Below are 17,059 nucleotides of genomic sequence, written 5' to 3'. Positions count from 1 at the left end.
GGGCGGCTGCCGAGGTACCCGTCACCGAGCTGTGGGAGGAGGCAGACGAAGGGCAGGCACCGATGCCGAAAATGGCGTGAGCGAGGAGCTCTCCTACGTGACGGAACCGGAGACGAAGACTACGCACAGCGTGGACCTGACGAATGGCAGATGTCGGCGCCGAGGCCATGGTCGACTCTGTGGAGCTGAAGCAAGTGCCCCATGAGATTACGGTGACGAGTCGAGCGCTCAGCGAGAGGGCAGGTCAATCGGGCGACGGTCATGAGCACAGCGATATGGGGCATGACCACGAGGGACACGAACGCGGGGAATACTGCTGCACACTTCGAGCACCCGGCTCGGACCGTGTGCCCGTCTGGCGCATCATTGCCAAATCACCGTCTTCGCACAGTCCACGCGTCAATGATCGCCTCTGCCGCGGCCGCAGGATCTTCGTGCTCCCAGAAGCGCATTACAGTCCAACCGGCATCCCGAAGGTGGGCAGTCGTCTCTGCATCACGGCGACGGTTCTTCTCGATCTTCGATCCCCAGTAGTCGGGGTTCGACTTGGGCGGAATGAAGTGTTCGGGGCAACCATGCCAGAAACATCCATCCACGAACACCGCGATGCGGGCGCGAGTGAAGACGATGTCCGCTCGTCTCCTCCGGTCCTCACCCGGAGCAAAGTCAGCCCGGTAGCGCAGACCCCGCGAATGGAGGATTCGCCTGATCCGCAGCTCAGGCTGGGTATCACGGCGCCTATTCGCCTTCATCGTCAGCCGCGCCCCTTCGGACGAGGCCCAGGAATCACCCACCAGCGAGTGCACGCTCAGTCACCTCTCCGACGTGCATGAACAGCGCGTCGAGGTGATCCGGTTCACCGTCTCCCATCTCCACAAGTCCGGAGACCTGAACGAGTTGGCGCATGAAAACACGGGTGAACTCACGGCGCGACTGGCCCGACCGACCGCTGTTCTGGATCTCTCTGACGGTCTTGACTGCCAATGTTCGGTTCTGGCCGGTGAGCCGCCGCTCCAGCAGTGCGACGTAGTCATCCTCAGTAAGCTCCCGAGCCTGGACTATGTCCGCTCCGAATACTCTCCACCGGCGCCAGAGCCGTTGGAACACATGCCGTCGGTTTCCTCCGGTCAGACGGGCGATCGCCCCTTTTCCCTCTCTCGGGAATCGTTCGAGCGCAAGATCAGGCAATAGGATGAGCGTAAGGAAGTCCCATACCTGTGCGTTACCGAACTCGCCGGCAGAGCCCACTGACTCCTCGTACAGCACGCGACCGATTCGCAAGTCAAGCTCATCGTCAGTTCGCACTCCGCTTGGCCAGGGGAGCCCAAGCTCCGCGGTGCACTTCTCTCGGAGACGATGGAGATCCTCGTCCGTGATTCGTCGCCCGCCCGTCGGTGGGAATGCTGAAACGTCGGTGAGCGACTCCTCCAGCAATGACGCGTCGAATGCAGCGTCACCTGAAAGGAGTCTCCCGCGCTGCGCCGAAGCGCGCTCGGCGGACAGCCGAGGATAGAGGCAGTAGGACATCACCGCTTCTCCTTGAGCGCTTGAGTAGCGTTGAGTATGAGTGTCTCCACTCCCTCTGGGCGGGAGCGCAGTCGCGAGATCACCGATCCGAGTGGCAGATTCAGATACTGACGGCTGGTCTTCTCGGCGGCCGCGGCGATCGAATCGGGGAACTCTTCGATCGCTCGCGTGACGGCATCATCTCGCCCGTACTCGTCCACCTCACCTCTCGTCGACTCATCGGCCAGTCGTCGAGCAGTCTGAAGCAGTGCCCGGATAATCGCCGCTTCAAGCGCCATCTCGACGTACTGCTCCGCTCTGCCTTCGACAAGTTCGACCACGCGCGGGTAGTCAAGGTTCAGAGTAAGGCGGATTGAATGCATGAACGGGTCCGTAAGATCGACTGCACTGATGTCGATCATCCACGGGGCTTCTCTCCAATTATTATCTTTGAAGGAGACCGCCGACGTCGGGAAGCCCGAGAGTTCGGAATCCAGGTTGATCTTCTCCGGTCGCCGCTGGGCGATGACTCGACGCTCAAGCCACTTCTCGTCGCCGAACGGGACCGTCAACGTCGCCTTGACTTCTAGTTGCTGGGCGATCTTCGCGCCGCCCATCGAGACCTGTGCCGATGCGCTCGCCCTTGTTGCCCCGAGGACGAACTGAGAACGAGCGGCGACTGACTCAGCAGTGCTGTAGCACCCGGCTGTGAGCGTGAGGACAGGCGCAGTTGACGAGTTCTTCCTGAATTGAGCCAATGGCACTGTTGCCGTCACCGAAAGGGTGATGGTCGAGTGCGCGTCCCACCGATCGGCCAGCTCATCGTGCTCGACAGAGTGACCATCGACTGCGATGGATACCTCAGACCATTCCACAGCCTCGTCGATCCGAGGATAGGGATACAGCTTGATTCCGGTCATGAAGCCTCCTCCAGGTCGATCGCGAGGTCCAGCGCAATCGCTGACAGAGTATTGATCTTCAGTTCCCCCTGCGCTCCACCGCGATAGACGGCTTCACGATGACGCGGTCGCGATGGATCGGCGCCGCTCCACGTCACTGAGTATTCTCTGTCTTCAAGGAGCATCGATCCGTCAGCCGTCTGCGCCGCGGGCTTCGCGCGCACAACGTACTGCGCATCGGTCGACGCCTCCAAGTGGAACTGCACGGTGAAACCGTGCCCATCCGGAGCCGCATGATAGTCGATTACCTCGACTCGTGGCCTCGCCGACGCAGCCGCTGTCCGGCGCCTCGACGGTTTGCGCCCTGACGTTTCCCGTTCGGGCCCGGGCTCCTGACGCCCGAGCGGCACGAATCCTCTGAGCGCATTCGCGACATCTCGCACCGAGCGGCTCTCCGCGCTCTGTTCGACCTTCTGCACCTCGAGGAATGTCCTCGTCTTCTTCTTGATCGCGTCCAATGTCCTGCGGACCATATACGCAGACACCTCTGTGTCCGCGGTGTTCGGTGTCCAGGTGTCATGTGTGGGGGGCTCCGACGACGCGAAGTGGTGATCGCATTCCGGCGTCGGTTTGAATACTCCAGTCCATTGCAGCCCAGGTAACTCAACGTCAACGACCGGGTAGTAGTACACGACCAATTCAGGACCCGAGCGCATGAGACAGAGCCTGTTCTTCGGTGCTGAGAGTGCGCGGCGGTCGCCTGGCTTGCATCCGGTGGACTCATCCAGAGTGATCATCAGATGGAGGTAACCAGCGACATTGTCCCGTCGGTCTCCGAAGAAGGTCTCACGCGATTCTGTGAAGGATCGGGCCGGACGAAGCGTGATGGGCTCCAGCTTCTCCTTCAGGATCTGGAGGGACCGAGGCGGAGCATCCCCTTCCAGCTGACTCAGCTGTTCACGCACTTCAGTAAGAGATGCGGCGTACCGGTCGAACCCCTCACGAATGATCTCGGCAACTTCGATCTCCTCATCGCGCTTGTAGACGTGGAAGATCATCGGCGGAAACTCGCCGCCGGTGCTGATCGCCTTCGGCCAGGCGTTCTCCGCCAGCGACTTCACCACTTCGTCGACGAGCAGATCCTCGAGTACTTCATCATGCACTTGAACGCGCTCAGTCGCGGACTCGTCCCTAAGACTTACCCGCACTTCGGGGTCGATGACCAGGATCGATGTACCGGTCTCTTCATCCTCGTCGCTGAACGACGTCTGGAAGAGGCGTTCTCCGATCGCGCGCGCTTCGTCGCCTCGCAGCGGCACGATCTCATCGTGGTTCGGGTCGCCCCACCAGTGAGCACCAGTGAAGCGAGCGCCGTCCTCGTCATACGGGTCATGCAATGCAGACGCGATTAGTCGGTGCTCCACCTGACCCTCATCGTTCTTGCAGACCGAACAGTAGACGACACTGTGGGCATGGGAGACTTCGAAGGTGGCCGTCTTGCCGAACCCGAAAGTTCCACCGGCACTGCCGTCGGATTTCGTCGTTCCGATGTCGAAGACGAAGGAGTTGAAGTTGTTCGGAGCCCCCGGATCCGTTGCTTCGCCAGCATGGACCGGTCCGTCCAAACCTGTCGTTCCGCGGTCGTAGATCTCCATGACGCGCGTCTCTGGATGCGCAAGGCTCGTGCGGAGCACCTCCAGAGAGGGCGGCACTTCCGTGAATACATCTTCGGCAAGAGTCCGCTTGGCCTCAGCGGAGGGCTTTCGGACATAGACGCCGTATGCCGGAACCCACTCATCGAGCTTCGCGTCCCAGGAATTCTGGAGTGTCTCACGGACGAGGACCTGGACTCGAGTGAGGTCGGACGCTGACCGCAGGAGCTTGCCGCGACCACCACTGGTCTGATCCCCCGCACCGCGGGGCTTCGAATAGATCTTGAGTCGTGTCAAGGAGACCTCCTCATGGTCACAGATTCGAACCGGAGCGAAACGCCGTCCAGTCGAACTCCGGAGTGCCACCTGCGAGCGCGGCCAGATTGAGCGTGTACTGAACATCGCTGATCGCTGTCGCCACTTCTGATCCGACTGTGTGCGTCGAGAGGACAGGCGACTGGCGCGCGATCTCCCAGTAGCGCCACGAGACCAGCGAGAATGTCAGCCCGTCGTCGAGTGAGCTCATTCCTCGAACGAATCCCGCAGCCTCCAATTTCTGGGAGAAGGAGTCGATTGGCACTCCTGCGTCGAGGATGCGGTCTACGACACTGTCGATCGTCTCACCGTCGCCGTGCTTCTCGATCTCGGCGACGGCAAGGATGAGGGGAGCCGTCACCGGAACTTCGAGCTGCTTCAGACCGTGGATCGAGACAGCCTGACGATTCTGAAAGGAGGACGTCTTCACCTCGACCCGTATGCGGTCGGCGATGAAATCGTGCACGTCCTGACCGTCACGCTGCCACGTCTCGATCACCTGGGCACCGCAATGGTGAACCAGCTCCTCCAAGAAGCGCAGTTCTCCGTAGAGCCCCGCAGCCGCCGAGTCACTGAGCCCATGTTTCACGACACGGAGCAGGTTCCTCCACTCTGCTGCAGAGTTCAACAGCACGTCGACGGCGCTCCGCTCTCCCAGCTGTGACGTCACGTCGTCCATGAAAGCTATGAATACATCGTCCAGCCGCGAATCCCTGCAGGTGACCTTTGCCGCGCGGACGTCCTCCGGCTGGCCCTCGATCACGGTCTCAACAGGAGCGACGTCAATGACTTGGCTCACTGCGAACGGAGACAGCGCCTGGTCCCCGATCTCGAAGTAGGCGACAGGACGCTCTTGGGAGTCAGTCCCGAACCACGCACGGCTTCCGTCTGCATGTCCGGGAGATGGGGCAATGCGCGCCTCGCGCTCCCCCAGGATGGAGCCGAAGGTGCGGGCCTGCTGAATCGTCGCCCGAACACTCATGCTGAACCACCGTCGAAATCTCGTTCGTCGTCAATGATCGTCTCCGTCTCGCTGTCCTCCGGATCATCCGTATAGGGGGGACGGACTGCGACATAGCTTCCCTTGTTCCTGATGACTCCGTCCACGTCGAACGGGGTCACGAGACCGATGCCGAATATCGGAGGCTCATTCGGAGATACCAGCCGTGGATCGACCGCGCCGAGTACGTCCGCCATCTTCTGGCGCGTCCTGCTCGACGAAGTGGATGACCGGCTGATCGGATACAGCACGAGTAGGCCGCGACCATCTCCGACACCCTTCTGAGCTCGGAGCGCTTTCTGCCGCTTGTTCGTCAACTGGTGCCTGTCACTGCCACTCAGCCGGCCCATAATCGCGAGATCGGAAACCAGGTCTCCCGCGCTCATCAGCGCTCGGATATTGACCGTCGGATCGCCGAAACCTCCTTCATTCGCAGCGAGGGGAGCACGATTCACCGCATGCACCGTCACATCACCCACCCGGTACTCTTCCCTTGTCGACCCGTTCGCCAGAACGACATTCCACGGCCGCTCCGGCAACTTCTCCCTGGTCCACTGAACCGCGCCGGCAAGAAGATCCTCAAGGTCGTCGTGTGCTGAGAACGACTCGAGAAAACCGAGAACCTTCGAAGCCTCCACGCCGTCGAAGAGCACAGCCCCGGAATCCTCGGCGCGATCCGCACCGTATGAGGCCAGCCCGGAGAGGAACTGACGCACGGACGATGCTGATTCGAGAAGCGCGTCCGGATCGGAGACGTCGAACTTGGTCGTCTGGAACTGCTGCCCCTCGAAGTCCACTTCGACCTCCTCGACGTGCCTCATCTTGTTCTTCGATGTGACCTGAAGCCGGCCGGGATGCTGTCGGATCCTGAGCCCGATCTGGCTGGGTGTGAGGCCCCCGGCAGCCATCCGCTCAACCTCCACGCGGAGATCCGACTCAACCGCCGCGAGAAAGCGATAGTCGCTATCCAGCCCGGGGCTGACCCAGATGCGCTGCAGGTCCTCGTATCCCGCCCGGTAGCCGAACCAGCGACCCATCTGGAGGAGAGTGTCGTACGTGTTCGACGTGCGAGTGAAGAAGGAGACGAACAGGCCTTCGAGTGTCAGTCCACGAGACAGAGTCCCTCCGCCGATCACGATCACCGTCTGAGCGGGGTCGGTCTCGTAGTCGAGTCTCTCTGATTCGTCCGCTGAGCCGTTGTCGACAGCGACCTTCAGCGTGCGGAGCACATTCGGGATCTCAGCCTTCACACTCGGCCAGGTAGGCGCAGGGCCATCGCCTGTGTCCAGCTCAGCGGCTCGGTTCATCTCTGCGTGGAAGACGTCGTAGAACGAGTCCGTCTCCCCATCCAGCGCCTCGTCTTGGAGCGGCTTCAGGAAACGATTCACTTCATCGCGCATGAGGAAGTGGGGGTCGACGCGATGCGTCGTATGAATGAGCATCGTCGAGTGCTTAGTCGCCTGTCCTCGAATCCGACGGACCGCCGCTGCGACGATGAACCATCGGATCGCCTCTGCAAGCGACTCAGTCACCTGCGGTTCGAAGTCAGCTGCGTCCTTGGCTGTCCGTGGGAGGAGGTGCTCGAGCTCCGCGTCAGCTATATACCGAATCACGTCCGGAGCCTCTATCGATGCGTCTGAAAGTCCGAACAGCCGCTCAGCGCCGAAGTACGTGTCCGGCGTCGGCATCACCGATAGGAAATTGGACGGATAGAGATCCCCAGCCTCAGCGGGGTCCATGAAGACGTTCGCGAAGGGTGTCGCGGTGTAACCGGCGTACGTACCGTTGCTGACTTCGTCCCAGATCTCTCGCATCCGAAGATTGATCGCCGTCGGTGACTCGGCACTGTCTGTCGACGCATCGGGAGTCGCCTGATCCGACTCGTCATCGATGATCAGGATGGGCGTCCGCTGCATGGTTCCCGGATCGACGGCGCGGAGGAAGTCGCGCAGATTGCTCAGCCTGCGCGAGTTCTTCTTGACGACCGCGATCGTGCGGCTGTTGGTATCGACGATGTTCGCGGCGTTCTTGATGTCCGCCCGACCGATATCGCCGTCGACCGACGTGAGGCGGAACCAATCCGCATTGTCCTCGTCAGTCCCGAGATCTCTTTCGAGCCGACGCTGAGTCTGCCTTCGGAGGTTCGAATGGACTCCGGACATGACGATGACCAGTTTGTATCCCTCATCCAGCGCTTTAGCGATCACCGCGGCATAGTTTGCGGTCTTACCTGACTGGACGTTCCCGATTACCAGACCCTTCCGCAGATCGTCAGAGACGTTCGGCTCGGCGAGATGCGCCACGATGGCATCGCTCGACTCATCGATAGAGCCAACGGCGTCGGCCAGACCACCATGGGACATCCGGTTACGGAGCTTCTCCCAAACACCATCCGGCCGCGTATGCGGGGTGTACCACCCGCGTGCAATGTCGTCCTTGACGAAAGAGGTCGACTTCTCCGAGAGCTTCGTCGCATGGGCGACTTCAGCCTCATGCTCGGCCACGAGCGCATCCAGATCCTCGAGCGCGGCCGGCTGGAGGAGTCTCAGCTGCTCCCTGGTCTGCAGGACCGCCTCGTCGAACGAGAGGCGATTCGCCCGGCGAGCATTGTCGATCATCGACCGGACTGATTCCGAGTAAGCGCCCAATTTTCCTCTTTCGTTCGACCGTGCACTGTCATGCTAACCACGAATCACTCTCAGAGATCGTACGTAAGTTGAAGTTGCGCGAATCTCTCTACGAATCTGCTCGGATGCCCCTCACGCCTCATCCGGGGCCAGGAGCGGACTTTTTCGCAGTGATGCGCACAGACCGGGGATCTGCCTCATGTCACCGCTGCAACCTCACGACCATCGGCTCGAGCATGGGATCCGTGGACTAGATGCAGGTCCCTTCTCGCGAGCTGCTTATGTCTGTGGCCTCGTGTATGGTCACGATCGCGACGCACCGCCACTGTGAGGAAACGGGGCGCACGCCGACCACACAGGCAAGGAGCACACGACAGGTGATCACACACGACTCGCAGTCCCGTGAGCTTCGAGAGAAGCAGCTGGCATTGGAAGCAAGCCTCGCAGCCGCCGAACAGGCAGTAGTGCCGCACCGCGTGCCAGCCGAACGAACCACGGAGGATTCCCGACGCAGAGATTTCAGGCTCGGAGAGCTCTTCAGTGGACCGGGGGGCCTCGGGATGGGAGCACTGCAGGCGCGGATCGATGATGAGGAATACCGCTTCGTGCACCAGTGGTCCAACGACTTCGACCGGGATACGTGCCGAACGTACTCTCAGAATGTCGTTGGCAGGGAGAACTCGCCGAGCGTACTCCACGGTGACATTCGGACGCTCAACTATGACGACCTCGCCGCCCGCGGAAGCATAGATGCCCTCGCGTTCGGATTCCCCTGCAACGACTTCTCACAGGTGGGCGAGAAGAAGGGCTTCGACGGAGAGTTCGGTCCGCTGTACACATACGGGATTAAGGCGCTGGATCGCTTCCAGCCGGCCGTCTTCATCGCAGAGAACGTAGGAGGGCTCTCTTCGAACAAGGAGGGCGAGGCTTTCAAACAGATCCTCAAGGACATGAGGGCTGCGGGGTATCGTCTGACGCCCCATCTCTACAAGTTCGAGCAGTACGGGGTGCCTCAGGCGCGCCACCGGATCATAATTGTTGGAATCCGCGATGATCTGGACAAGAACTTCAGAGTTCCGTCGCCTGCCCCGTACGCCGACGTCGACGTGTCCACCCGCACTGCGCTCTCGGAAATCCCGGCGTCAGCCCCCAATCAGGAGCTCACACGCCAGTCGGCCAACGTGATAGAGCGACTCAACCTCATTCAGCCCGGAGAGAATGCTTTCACTGCGGATCTCCCTGAACGTCTTCAGATCAACACCCGGACCCGAATCTCCCAGATCTACAAACGCCTTCATCCCGATAAGCCCAGCTACACGGTGACGGGCTCCGGCGGAGGCGGCACACATGTGTATCACTGGGGGGAACCACGAGCCCTGACCAATCGCGAACGGGCACGCCTGCAGACGTTCCCCGACTCGTTCGAGTTCTGCGGCTCAAAGGAGTCGGTGAGGAAGCAGATCGGGATGGCGGTACCGGTCCGCGGTGCACAGATCATCCTCGAAGCGGTGCTCCGATCCTTCGCGGGCGAGGAGTACGAATGGGTCAATCCGTCATTCGCGGTTGTATGACTTTTCTCAGGTAACCTGTCAGAAGACGCCAGCAGTGATGCGGTCTAATGCCTCATGCAATGGGAAGGGGCATCTCAGTGCTCATAGAAGACTTGGCCTCGGCGATTCTCACCCCACCTCAGGGCGCATCCCATCTTGACGTCGTCACGGGATACCTCTCGGTCAGCGCTGCACTATGGTGCTTGCATCAGGGACACGTACCGAGCTCCCTGCCTCAGGGCTCAAAGCGCAGTACACCGGGAATCAGCGTCCGAGCGATTGCAGGGATGGCAACGGCGGGCGGTGTGTCTCGAGGTCAGCACGAAAGCTTCTTGGCCTGGAGCGCTCGTCTCGGTGGCCAGTTGGACATCAGATACCCCTCACGTTCAGCGCAGCGGCCCATCCACTCAAAGGTCTACGTCTGGCGGGATCTGGCAGGACAACCGATATCCGCGTTCTCGGGCTCCGCAAATTTCACGAATCCCGGCTTGGGGATCGGCGGCAACACGCAAGAGAACGTCCTGCACTCGGTCGATCCCACAACAGCGGGCGAATATGTAGATATCAGGACAGCCACGTCCATCGACTGCAACGACCCAGAGGTCGACGAATACATCTCGTTCCCTGAAACTGCAGACTCCAATTGGGCAGCGGAATACGAGAAGGCCGACCCAGCATCGTTCACCGAATCGCATGAATTTTACCTGTACAGCCGCATGCGGAAGCAGTCGTACGCCGACGGTGCGGGCGTGAACTGGGGACGGCGAAAGTCGCGCGCCTCGCAGGATGAAGCGTACGTAGCAATTCCTGCCGACATCGGACGAAGCGACTTCTTCCCGCCGAAGAACACTCCATTCACCGTCATGTGGGATGACGGAACATCTATGGTGATGCGCGGCGCCAGCGGGTCGGAGCCCTCCGGCAAGGATCTCACAACCCTTCCGTCGAACTCGGAGTTCGGACGCTACCTGCGCAAGAGGCTGCGAGTGTCACCGGGGGCTCGAATCGACATAGAAGCACTTATCAGATATGGACGAACCCACATAACCGCCAAGAAGAACCCGAATGGTGAGTACTTCTTCGACTTCCATCCCCTCTCATCCTCCGTCGACGAGGAAGCGCAGAGGATCCTGGAGACGCGGGACGAATCGTCCTGACGAGACCCTCCGATCACACCGTTGCGACACATGCGTCGCGATCTCGCGTCGGTCCGAGTTGCCACCGGCATAGATCCGCCGGCCGTTGCCGCTCCTCGATCAGTCGACCGCTTCGGCCCGAATTGAGTATGCGACGCCGGCGACACCGGAATTCGCGCCACCCACGCCTAGAGCATCTGCCCTCCCCGGTCCTCCCCAAACTCGATTGACATCGACGTCAATTTGCGGTTGACGCCCGCGTCAACCGTCGTTACTGTGAGCCGTACCACGGCAACGAAGCCAAGGAGTACACACATGCCAGCATGGCTCTCACGGAGCACAGTCCTGTTCTGCTGTCTGCTGCTCACCGCGTGCGGATCCGCGTCAGCACAGACGCGTCTCAATGAACTGACCGTCGCCATGTCGTCGGATCTGTCGTCGTTCGATCCCGCCATGGGCAACGCAGGAACCGACCACGTCTTCCTGTACCCCGTCTACGACACCCTCATCGACTTCGAGCCGGAGACGACGGAGCCGATCCCCGGTCTGGCGACGAGCTGGGAGTACACCGACCCGCACACGCTCGAACTCGAGCTGCGGGAAGGCGTGACCTTCCACGACGGCGAGGAGTTCACCGCGGACGCCGTCGTCAAGAATCTCGAACGCTCTCGGTCAGAGGGATCGAACCTCCAATCCGAGCTCGCGTCCATCAGTGACGTCGTCGCGACGGACGACCACACCGTGGAGATCAGGCTGTCGGAACCGGATTCGGCGCTGCCGCTGATCCTCTCCGACCGCTCCGGCATGATGGTCTCGCCGGCCTCGCTCGAGGACCCCGACACCCTCGCGACCCGACCGGTGGGCACCGGCCCGTGGGAGTTCCTCGACTGGAACCGCGGCAGCGCGGTGAAGCTCACCGCCAATGACGACTACTGGGACGAATCGGTCGAGGTCTCACCGAACCTCACCTTCCGCGTTCTCACCGACCCCAAGACGCGTGTCGATTCGCTCATCACCAATCAGGTGGACTTCTCCTACCAGGTGGGCGCGGGCGACGCCGAGGGACTCGCTCTGAATGAGCAGATCACCGTCCAGGCAGACCCCAGCATGCGCGTGAGGATGGTCTACCTCGACCTCTCCGATGACCTGATGTCCGACCCGAGGGTCCGCGAGGCACTCAACCTGGCGATCGACCGCGACCAGCTGGCGAACGTCGGATTCTTCGGCCATGCCCAACCGGCTTCGACCTTTCTGCCCGCGACGCACTGGGCATCCGTCAACGAGGAATCGGCCTACCCCTACGACCCCGAGCGCGCCCGTGAGCTTCTCAGTGAAGCCGGGGCGGAGGACGCGTCATTCTCGATGCTCCTGCCCAACGACGCGAACACCGTGCGCATCGCTGAGATCCTCCGCTACTCCTTCAAAGAGGTCGGCGTCACCGTGCAGATGAAGCCGCGCGAACTGGTGCAGTCGACGACGGAGTACTTCGACGAGCACCGCGATCCCGCGCTGCTCTCCGCCTGGACGGGCAGGCCCGACCCCGCACAGACCTACGCACAGCTGCTCGCGGCGAGCGGCTACTACAACGCCGGCAGCGTCGCCCCGCCAGGGCTCGAGGAAGCCGTCGAGGAGTCGAATACGCACACCGACAACGACGCCCGCGCAGACAGCCTCAAGGAGGCCGGGCGACTCGATCGCGAGTTCTCGACGTTCATGCCGCTCGTCTTCGAGGACGCGATCGTCGCATACGACAAGAACATCCAGGGCTACCAGCCGAACCTGCTGGGCAAGCCGAAGTTCACCAACGTCATCGAAGCCGGGTGAAATGCCATGAGCGTGCTCAGCATGTCCGACATGAGTGTGTCCTTCTCCGACCCGAAGAATCCTGACGCGACGATCCCGATCGTCAAGGGCATCGACCTCACCATCGAACCCGGAGAGGTCTTCGGCCTGGTCGGTGAGAGCGGGAGCGGCAAGTCCGTCACCGCCCTGGCGACCATGGGCCTGCTCGACCCGCGGACCGCGCACATCGACGGCTCGATCCGCCTGCAGGGCGACGAGCTGCTGGGCGGCAGCACCGGCAGAGGCGCCAACCGTTCGCTGCGCGGTTCACGGGTGTCCATGGTGTTCCAGGAGCCGATGACGGCGCTCGACCCGGTCTTCACGATCGGCAGCCAGCTCACGGAGACTCTCCGGGCACACACCCGGATATCCGCGAAGGAGGCGAAGAAGCGGTCCATCGACATGTTGGACTCCGTCGGCATCGTCGACCCAGCGGCTCGCTTCCACTCCTATCCCCACGAGTTGTCCGGAGGCATGCGACAGCGCGTCGTCATCGCCATCGCCCTGCTGTGCGGGCCGGAACTGCTCATCGCAGACGAGCCGACCACCGCCGTCGATGCGACGGTGCAGCTCCAGCTGCTGGACCTCATCCGTGAAGCCTGCGAGGCGACCGGCACCTCGGTCCTCTTCATCACCCACGACCTCGGCGTCGTCAGCCACATCTGCGATCGCATGGCGACCATGTACGCCGGCGAGATCGTGGAGACGGGAGACGTGTCCGCCGTCCTGTCCGCGCCCCAGCACCCCTACACCGCCGCGCTGCTGGGTGCCCTCCCCCGGCCCGAGACGCGCGGGACCACGCTCACGACCATCCCCGGACGGGTGCCCGTCCCCGGGACGGAACCGGAAGGCTGCTGGTTCGCAGACCGCTGCGCCTTCGCGATGGACGAATGCCGAGATTCCCACCCGCCACTGGCGACGGGCCCGAACGGCTCGCTGACCCGGTGCGCGCGCATCGACGCGATCGCACCGGACCTCGCATCGGCTGCGGGCATCGGCGTGCCGGCCGCCGCACACTCAGGAGGCCGCCCATGACCGCCGTCCACACCGCCCCGACCGGGGAGGCAGCGAACAGCGCGGAGCCGATCATCCGCGCCCGCAATGTATCCGTCGAGTTCAAGCTCAACCGGAAGAGCACCGTCCAGGCGGTCTCCGGAGTGAGCATCGACGTCACTCCGCGCTCATCGGTCGGCCTGATCGGCGAATCGGGCTCTGGGAAGTCGACGCTCGCCCGCGCGCTGCTGGGCCTGGTGCCCGTGTCATCCGGGACCGTCGAGTGGGAGGGCCAGGACATCAGCCGGCTCACCGCCGCGCAGATGCGCAGGTTCCGCACGACGGCGCAGATGGTCTTCCAGGATCCGCACAGCTCGCTCGACCCGCGCCGCCGCATCCTCACCAGCATCATCGAGCCCCTCACGGTGCTGGGCATCGGGTCGAAGTCCGAGCGGCAGGAGCGTGCGGAGCAGATGCTCTCACTCGTCGGCCTGCGCATGGACCAGGCCATGCGGTTCCCCCATCAGCTGAGCGGCGGGCAGAAGCAGCGCGCATGCATCGCCCGTGCACTCATCGTCGAACCGAAGATCCTCGTGTGCGACGAATCCGTCGCCGCGCTCGACGTCGCGCTGCAGGCGGAGATCCTCAACCTGCTCAGCGACCTGCGCGACAAGCTCGACCTCGCACTGGTCTTCATCAGCCACGACCTGTCCGTCGTCGCGCACATCAGTGATCGCATGCACGTGATGTACCTGGGCGAGACGGTCGAGGAGGGCACGACCGAGCAGATCACGGCCTCCCCGCAGCACGAGTACACCACGACGCTGCTCGCATCCCAGCTCACCGTCGACGGCCAGCAGAGAGAACGAGCGGACAAGGCTGCACAGACCGCGCAGGAGGCCCGCTCATGAAGGTCGGCACCGTCGTCACAGGCCGTCTCCTGTCGATGATCCCCACGATCATCCTCGCCACACTCATCGTCTTCCTGCTCATCCGGCTCATCCCGGGCGACCCCGCGAACGCCATCGCCGGCGAGTACGCGACCCCCGAAAGACTGGCGGAGATCCGCGCTCAGCTGGGTCTCGACAAGCCGCTCATCCTCCAGTACCTGAGCTGGCTGGGCGGCATCTTCACCGGCGACCTCGGCGCATCGTTCATGACCGGACAGGGTGTGCTGAGCCTGATCCTCGAACGCCTGCCGGTGACACTCACCCTCACGACGATGGGGCTCCTCGTCGCGATCGGCATCGGCCTGCCCACCGGGATCATCTCCGCCTCGCGCTCCGGGGGACGTCTGGACCGGTTCCTCACCACTGCGGCGACGCTCGGTCTCGCGGTCCCGAACTTCTGGCTGGGCATGGTGCTCATCCTCGTGTTCAGCATCTCGCTGGGCTGGCTGCCGGGACCGGGCGGACCACTGTTCCTCGCCGACCCGATCGGCGCCATCCGCGCGACGATCCTTCCTGCGATCGCGCTGGGCATGATCGGCGGAGCGGAGATCTGTCGTCAGGTGCGCAGCGCCATGGTCGAGGACCTGTCCAGCGACCACGTGCGCACGCACAAGGCCAAGGGGATCCCGTGGAACCGCATCCTCTGGGTGCATTCGCTGAAGAACTCCAGTCTGCCGTTCCTCACGATCGTCGGACTGCAGATCTCTCGACTGCTGTCCGGGGCGGTCGTCGTCGAGACGGTGTTCGGACTCTCCGGGCTCGGCACCCTCATCGTCACCGCGACCAATCAGCGCGAATACCTCGTCGTGCAGGGAGTGGTCCTCATCATGGCCCTCCTCGTCATCTTCACCAACCTCGTGGTGGACGTCCTCTACCGCGTCATCGACCCCAGGATCAAGTGATGAGTGCGACTGCAATGAAGACCCCGCCGCCGAGCTCCGCTGCCGGCGCCGCCCTGTCGACCACACGTCCCAAGGCGCGGAAGCTGCCGATCGTCCGCTGGGTGAGCATCGCCATCCTGCTCATCGCCCTCGTCCTGCTCATCGCAGGCCGCTGGCTCACCCCCTACGATCCCACCGTCCAGGACCTCACGTCCGTGTTCGCAGGGCCGTCCTGGCAGCACTGGCTGGGCACCGACGACCTGGGACGGGACATCCTCTCCCGCATGATCGCCGGCGGTCAGGCGACCATCGCCGCCTCACTCTTCGCCGTGTTCGTCGCACTGGTCCTCGGGCTGCCCGTCGGGATCGCGGCAGGCTACTTCGGAGGCTGGGTCGACACCGTCCTCATGCGGATCGTCGACACCCTCCTCGCCTTCCCCGCGATCGTGCTGGCGATCGGCGTGACCGCGTCGATGGGGATCGGGCTCGTGAACGCGATGCTCGCCGTCGGGATCGTGCTCGCACCCGCGATCGCACGGCTCGCGCGGGCCCAGACCCTCAGCGTCAAAGAGCTGACGTACGTCGAGGCCGCGCGATCGTTCGGCGCCAAGGGGTTCCGGGGACTGATCCTGCCGCACATCGTCCCGAACATGATCCAGCCGGTCATCGTCCAGACCTCGGTGATCTTCGGCCACGCGATGCTCGCAGAGGCGAGCCTGAGCTTCCTGCAGCTGGGCGTGCAGGCACCGGGGTCCTCCTGGGGCGCAGTGCTGTCCCGCGCCTACTCGTTCATGAGCCAGGCGCCGCTGGCGATCCTCATCCCGGGCATCGCCATCGCACTCATGGTCTTCGCTGCGAACATCATGGCCGACGAGGCGCAGGAGTGGCTGGACCCCAAGCGCCGGACGTGACGGCGGCTATTCGGCCGGGGCCGGGGGCGCAGAGTCGGCCCGGGCCTCGGCCGCGGTCCCGTCCCCGCCCTCCTCACCCGAACGCTCTGCGTCCGGGTCGATGCTCAGCATGGAGGTGTCACCCGAATAGCCGATCATCGCGAGGTACGCGAGGGTCGCCTGATCGATGTAGAAGCCGCGGAGTTCGGGACGTGTGCGGATCTCCGCAGCCGCAGCGAGGTTCACCGTGCGCATGAGGCGCGCGACGTAGTGCTCCTCGACGAGTGGATTCGCGACGCCGGCCTCGTGCAGCCGCATGATGTGGCGGTAGGTCCGCCTGTAGGGCTTGCCGACGATGTCGTCGTTCAGCTCTGCGATGACAGGATCCGACAGCGCCTGTTTGGCGACCTCGTCCATCAGTTCGATGTTCTCGACGAAGAGGTCGATGAACGCCTCGACGGAGGCGCGGGACAGCAGCACCGGATCGTCGGCGACCTCCCGGGGATGGTGATGCGCTTCGAGAAGTTCGTCGCGCAGACGCGACGCCACGATGCGGAACATCTCCGACTTCGTCGCGCAGTACACGTAGAAGGTCGGTCGGGAGACATCGGCCGCTGCTGCGATCTCCCCGATCGTCGCGGCGTCGAAGCCCTTGGCGGAGAAGACTCTGCGAGCGGCTGCGACGAGGGCGCTCTTCGTCTCCGACTCCAGATCCCGGCGGATGTCCCGGGCTGCGGTCCAATCGACATCGCGGATCGGCTGTGGCTTCATCGGACCTCCCTCAATCCTGCCGGCAGCCGTTTCAGGCTGCGGAGTCA

14 protein-coding genes are annotated in these 17,059 nt (G+C 62.9%); 7 read left to right on the top strand and 7 right to left on the bottom strand.

The window, feature by feature from the left end:
• Positions 1 to 374: 374 nt before the first annotated feature.
• Genes BJEO58_RS05040 through BJEO58_RS05015 form a run of 6 tightly spaced genes read right to left on the bottom strand, consistent with a single transcriptional unit; the run spans position 375 to position 7,990 of the window.
• A complete protein-coding gene (locus BJEO58_RS05040; protein ID WP_101588568.1) occupies positions 375 to 794 on the bottom strand; it encodes a very short patch repair endonuclease in 420 nt (139 codons plus the stop codon).
• Entirely contained in the window at positions 787 to 1,527 is a 741-nt protein-coding gene (locus BJEO58_RS05035) for a DUF6339 family protein (protein WP_101588293.1), read from the bottom strand. Before BJEO58_RS05035 ends, BJEO58_RS05040 begins: the two co-directional genes overlap by 8 nt.
• Positions 1,527 to 2,426 (bottom strand): hypothetical protein, encoded by a 900-nt coding sequence (locus BJEO58_RS05030; protein WP_101588292.1) that lies wholly within the window; start codon positions 2,424 to 2,426, stop codon positions 1,527 to 1,529. Before BJEO58_RS05030 ends, BJEO58_RS05035 begins: the two co-directional genes overlap by 1 nt.
• A complete protein-coding gene (locus BJEO58_RS05025; RefSeq protein ID WP_101588290.1) occupies positions 2,423 to 4,354 on the bottom strand; it encodes a hypothetical protein in 1,932 nt (643 codons plus the stop codon). The genes BJEO58_RS05030 and BJEO58_RS05025 overlap by 4 nt, the downstream gene beginning before the upstream one ends.
• Before the next feature lie 16 nt (positions 4,355 to 4,370).
• Complete coding sequence (locus BJEO58_RS05020; protein WP_101588289.1) at positions 4,371 to 5,354, bottom strand: PD-(D/E)XK motif protein; 984 nt, start codon at positions 5,352 to 5,354, stop codon at positions 4,371 to 4,373.
• Entirely contained in the window at positions 5,351 to 7,990 is a 2,640-nt protein-coding gene (locus BJEO58_RS05015; protein ID WP_101588287.1) for a Z1 domain-containing protein, read from the bottom strand. Before BJEO58_RS05015 ends, BJEO58_RS05020 begins: the two co-directional genes overlap by 4 nt.
• 386 nt (positions 7,991 to 8,376) lie before the next feature.
• Here BJEO58_RS05015 and BJEO58_RS05010 point away from each other — a divergent pair, with 386 nt between their 5' ends.
• From BJEO58_RS05010 to BJEO58_RS04980, 7 genes are all read left to right on the top strand, one after another.
• Entirely contained in the window at positions 8,377 to 9,570 is a 1,194-nt protein-coding gene (locus BJEO58_RS05010; RefSeq protein WP_246075905.1) for a DNA cytosine methyltransferase, read from the top strand.
• Positions 9,571 to 9,617: 47 nt separating this feature from the next.
• Complete coding sequence (locus BJEO58_RS05005; RefSeq protein ID WP_101588285.1) at positions 9,618 to 10,706, top strand: restriction endonuclease PLD domain-containing protein; 1,089 nt, start codon at positions 9,618 to 9,620, stop codon at positions 10,704 to 10,706.
• A gap of 294 nt (positions 10,707 to 11,000) precedes the next feature.
• Entirely contained in the window at positions 11,001 to 12,509 is a 1,509-nt protein-coding gene (locus tag BJEO58_RS05000; protein WP_101588283.1) for an ABC transporter substrate-binding protein, read from the top strand.
• A gap of 21 nt (positions 12,510 to 12,530) precedes the next feature.
• Positions 12,531 to 13,562, top strand: a complete 1,032-nt coding sequence (locus BJEO58_RS04995) for an ABC transporter ATP-binding protein (protein ID WP_180951830.1) — start codon at positions 12,531 to 12,533, stop codon at positions 13,560 to 13,562.
• Positions 13,559 to 14,431, top strand: coding sequence for an ATP-binding cassette domain-containing protein (locus BJEO58_RS04990; RefSeq protein WP_180951829.1), 873 nt, complete (start codon positions 13,559 to 13,561; stop codon positions 14,429 to 14,431). The genes BJEO58_RS04995 and BJEO58_RS04990 overlap by 4 nt, the downstream gene beginning before the upstream one ends.
• The gene (locus BJEO58_RS04985) at positions 14,428 to 15,372 is read left to right on the top strand and encodes an ABC transporter permease (protein WP_101588278.1); all 945 of its coding nucleotides are present in this window, start codon (positions 14,428 to 14,430) and stop codon (positions 15,370 to 15,372) included. The genes BJEO58_RS04990 and BJEO58_RS04985 overlap by 4 nt, the downstream gene beginning before the upstream one ends.
• The gene (locus tag BJEO58_RS04980; RefSeq protein WP_101588277.1) at positions 15,372 to 16,262 is read left to right on the top strand and encodes an ABC transporter permease; all 891 of its coding nucleotides are present in this window, start codon (positions 15,372 to 15,374) and stop codon (positions 16,260 to 16,262) included. The genes BJEO58_RS04985 and BJEO58_RS04980 overlap by 1 nt, the downstream gene beginning before the upstream one ends.
• 6 nt (positions 16,263 to 16,268) lie before the next feature.
• Here the strand turns inward: BJEO58_RS04980 and BJEO58_RS04975 are convergent, their stop codons facing one another.
• On the bottom strand, positions 16,269 to 17,012 hold the full coding sequence (locus BJEO58_RS04975; RefSeq protein WP_101588275.1) for a TetR/AcrR family transcriptional regulator: 744 nt from the start codon (positions 17,010 to 17,012) through the stop codon (positions 16,269 to 16,271).
• Positions 17,013 to 17,059 lie beyond the last annotated feature (47 nt).

It is taken from the genome of Brevibacterium jeotgali (assembly GCF_900169175.1).
Lineage (GTDB): Bacteria > Actinomycetota > Actinomycetes > Actinomycetales > Brevibacteriaceae > Brevibacterium > Brevibacterium jeotgali.
The sequence above is the reverse complement of the archived record's forward strand: the minus strand, read 5'-3'. Positions and strand labels throughout refer to the sequence as shown.

Excerpts from the sequence above, each read along its gene's own strand:
- BJEO58_RS05020 (WP_101588289.1), bottom strand. The coding sequence starts at position 5,354 with ATGAGTGTTCGGGCGACGATTCAGCAGGCCCGCACCTTCGGCTCCATC.
- BJEO58_RS05005 (WP_101588285.1), top strand. The coding sequence starts at position 9,618 with ATGCCTCATGCAATGGGAAGGGGCATCTCAGTGCTCATAGAAGACTTG.
- BJEO58_RS05000 (WP_101588283.1), top strand. The coding sequence starts at position 11,001 with ATGCCAGCATGGCTCTCACGGAGCACAGTCCTGTTCTGCTGTCTGCTG.
- BJEO58_RS05015 (WP_101588287.1), bottom strand. The coding sequence starts at position 7,990 with ATGATCGACAATGCTCGCCGGGCGAATCGCCTCTCGTTCGACGAGGCG.
- BJEO58_RS04995 (WP_180951830.1), top strand. The coding sequence starts at position 12,531 with ATGTCCGACATGAGTGTGTCCTTCTCCGACCCGAAGAATCCTGACGCG.
- BJEO58_RS05030 (WP_101588292.1), bottom strand. The coding sequence starts at position 2,426 with ATGACCGGAATCAAGCTGTATCCCTATCCTCGGATCGACGAGGCTGTG.
- BJEO58_RS04990 (WP_180951829.1), top strand. The coding sequence starts at position 13,559 with ATGACCGCCGTCCACACCGCCCCGACCGGGGAGGCAGCGAACAGCGCG.
- BJEO58_RS04980 (WP_101588277.1), top strand. The coding sequence starts at position 15,372 with ATGAGTGCGACTGCAATGAAGACCCCGCCGCCGAGCTCCGCTGCCGGC.
- BJEO58_RS05035 (WP_101588293.1), bottom strand. The coding sequence starts at position 1,527 with ATGTCCTACTGCCTCTATCCTCGGCTGTCCGCCGAGCGCGCTTCGGCG.
- BJEO58_RS04975 (WP_101588275.1), bottom strand. The coding sequence starts at position 17,012 with ATGAAGCCACAGCCGATCCGCGATGTCGATTGGACCGCAGCCCGGGAC.
- BJEO58_RS04985 (WP_101588278.1), top strand. The coding sequence starts at position 14,428 with ATGAAGGTCGGCACCGTCGTCACAGGCCGTCTCCTGTCGATGATCCCC.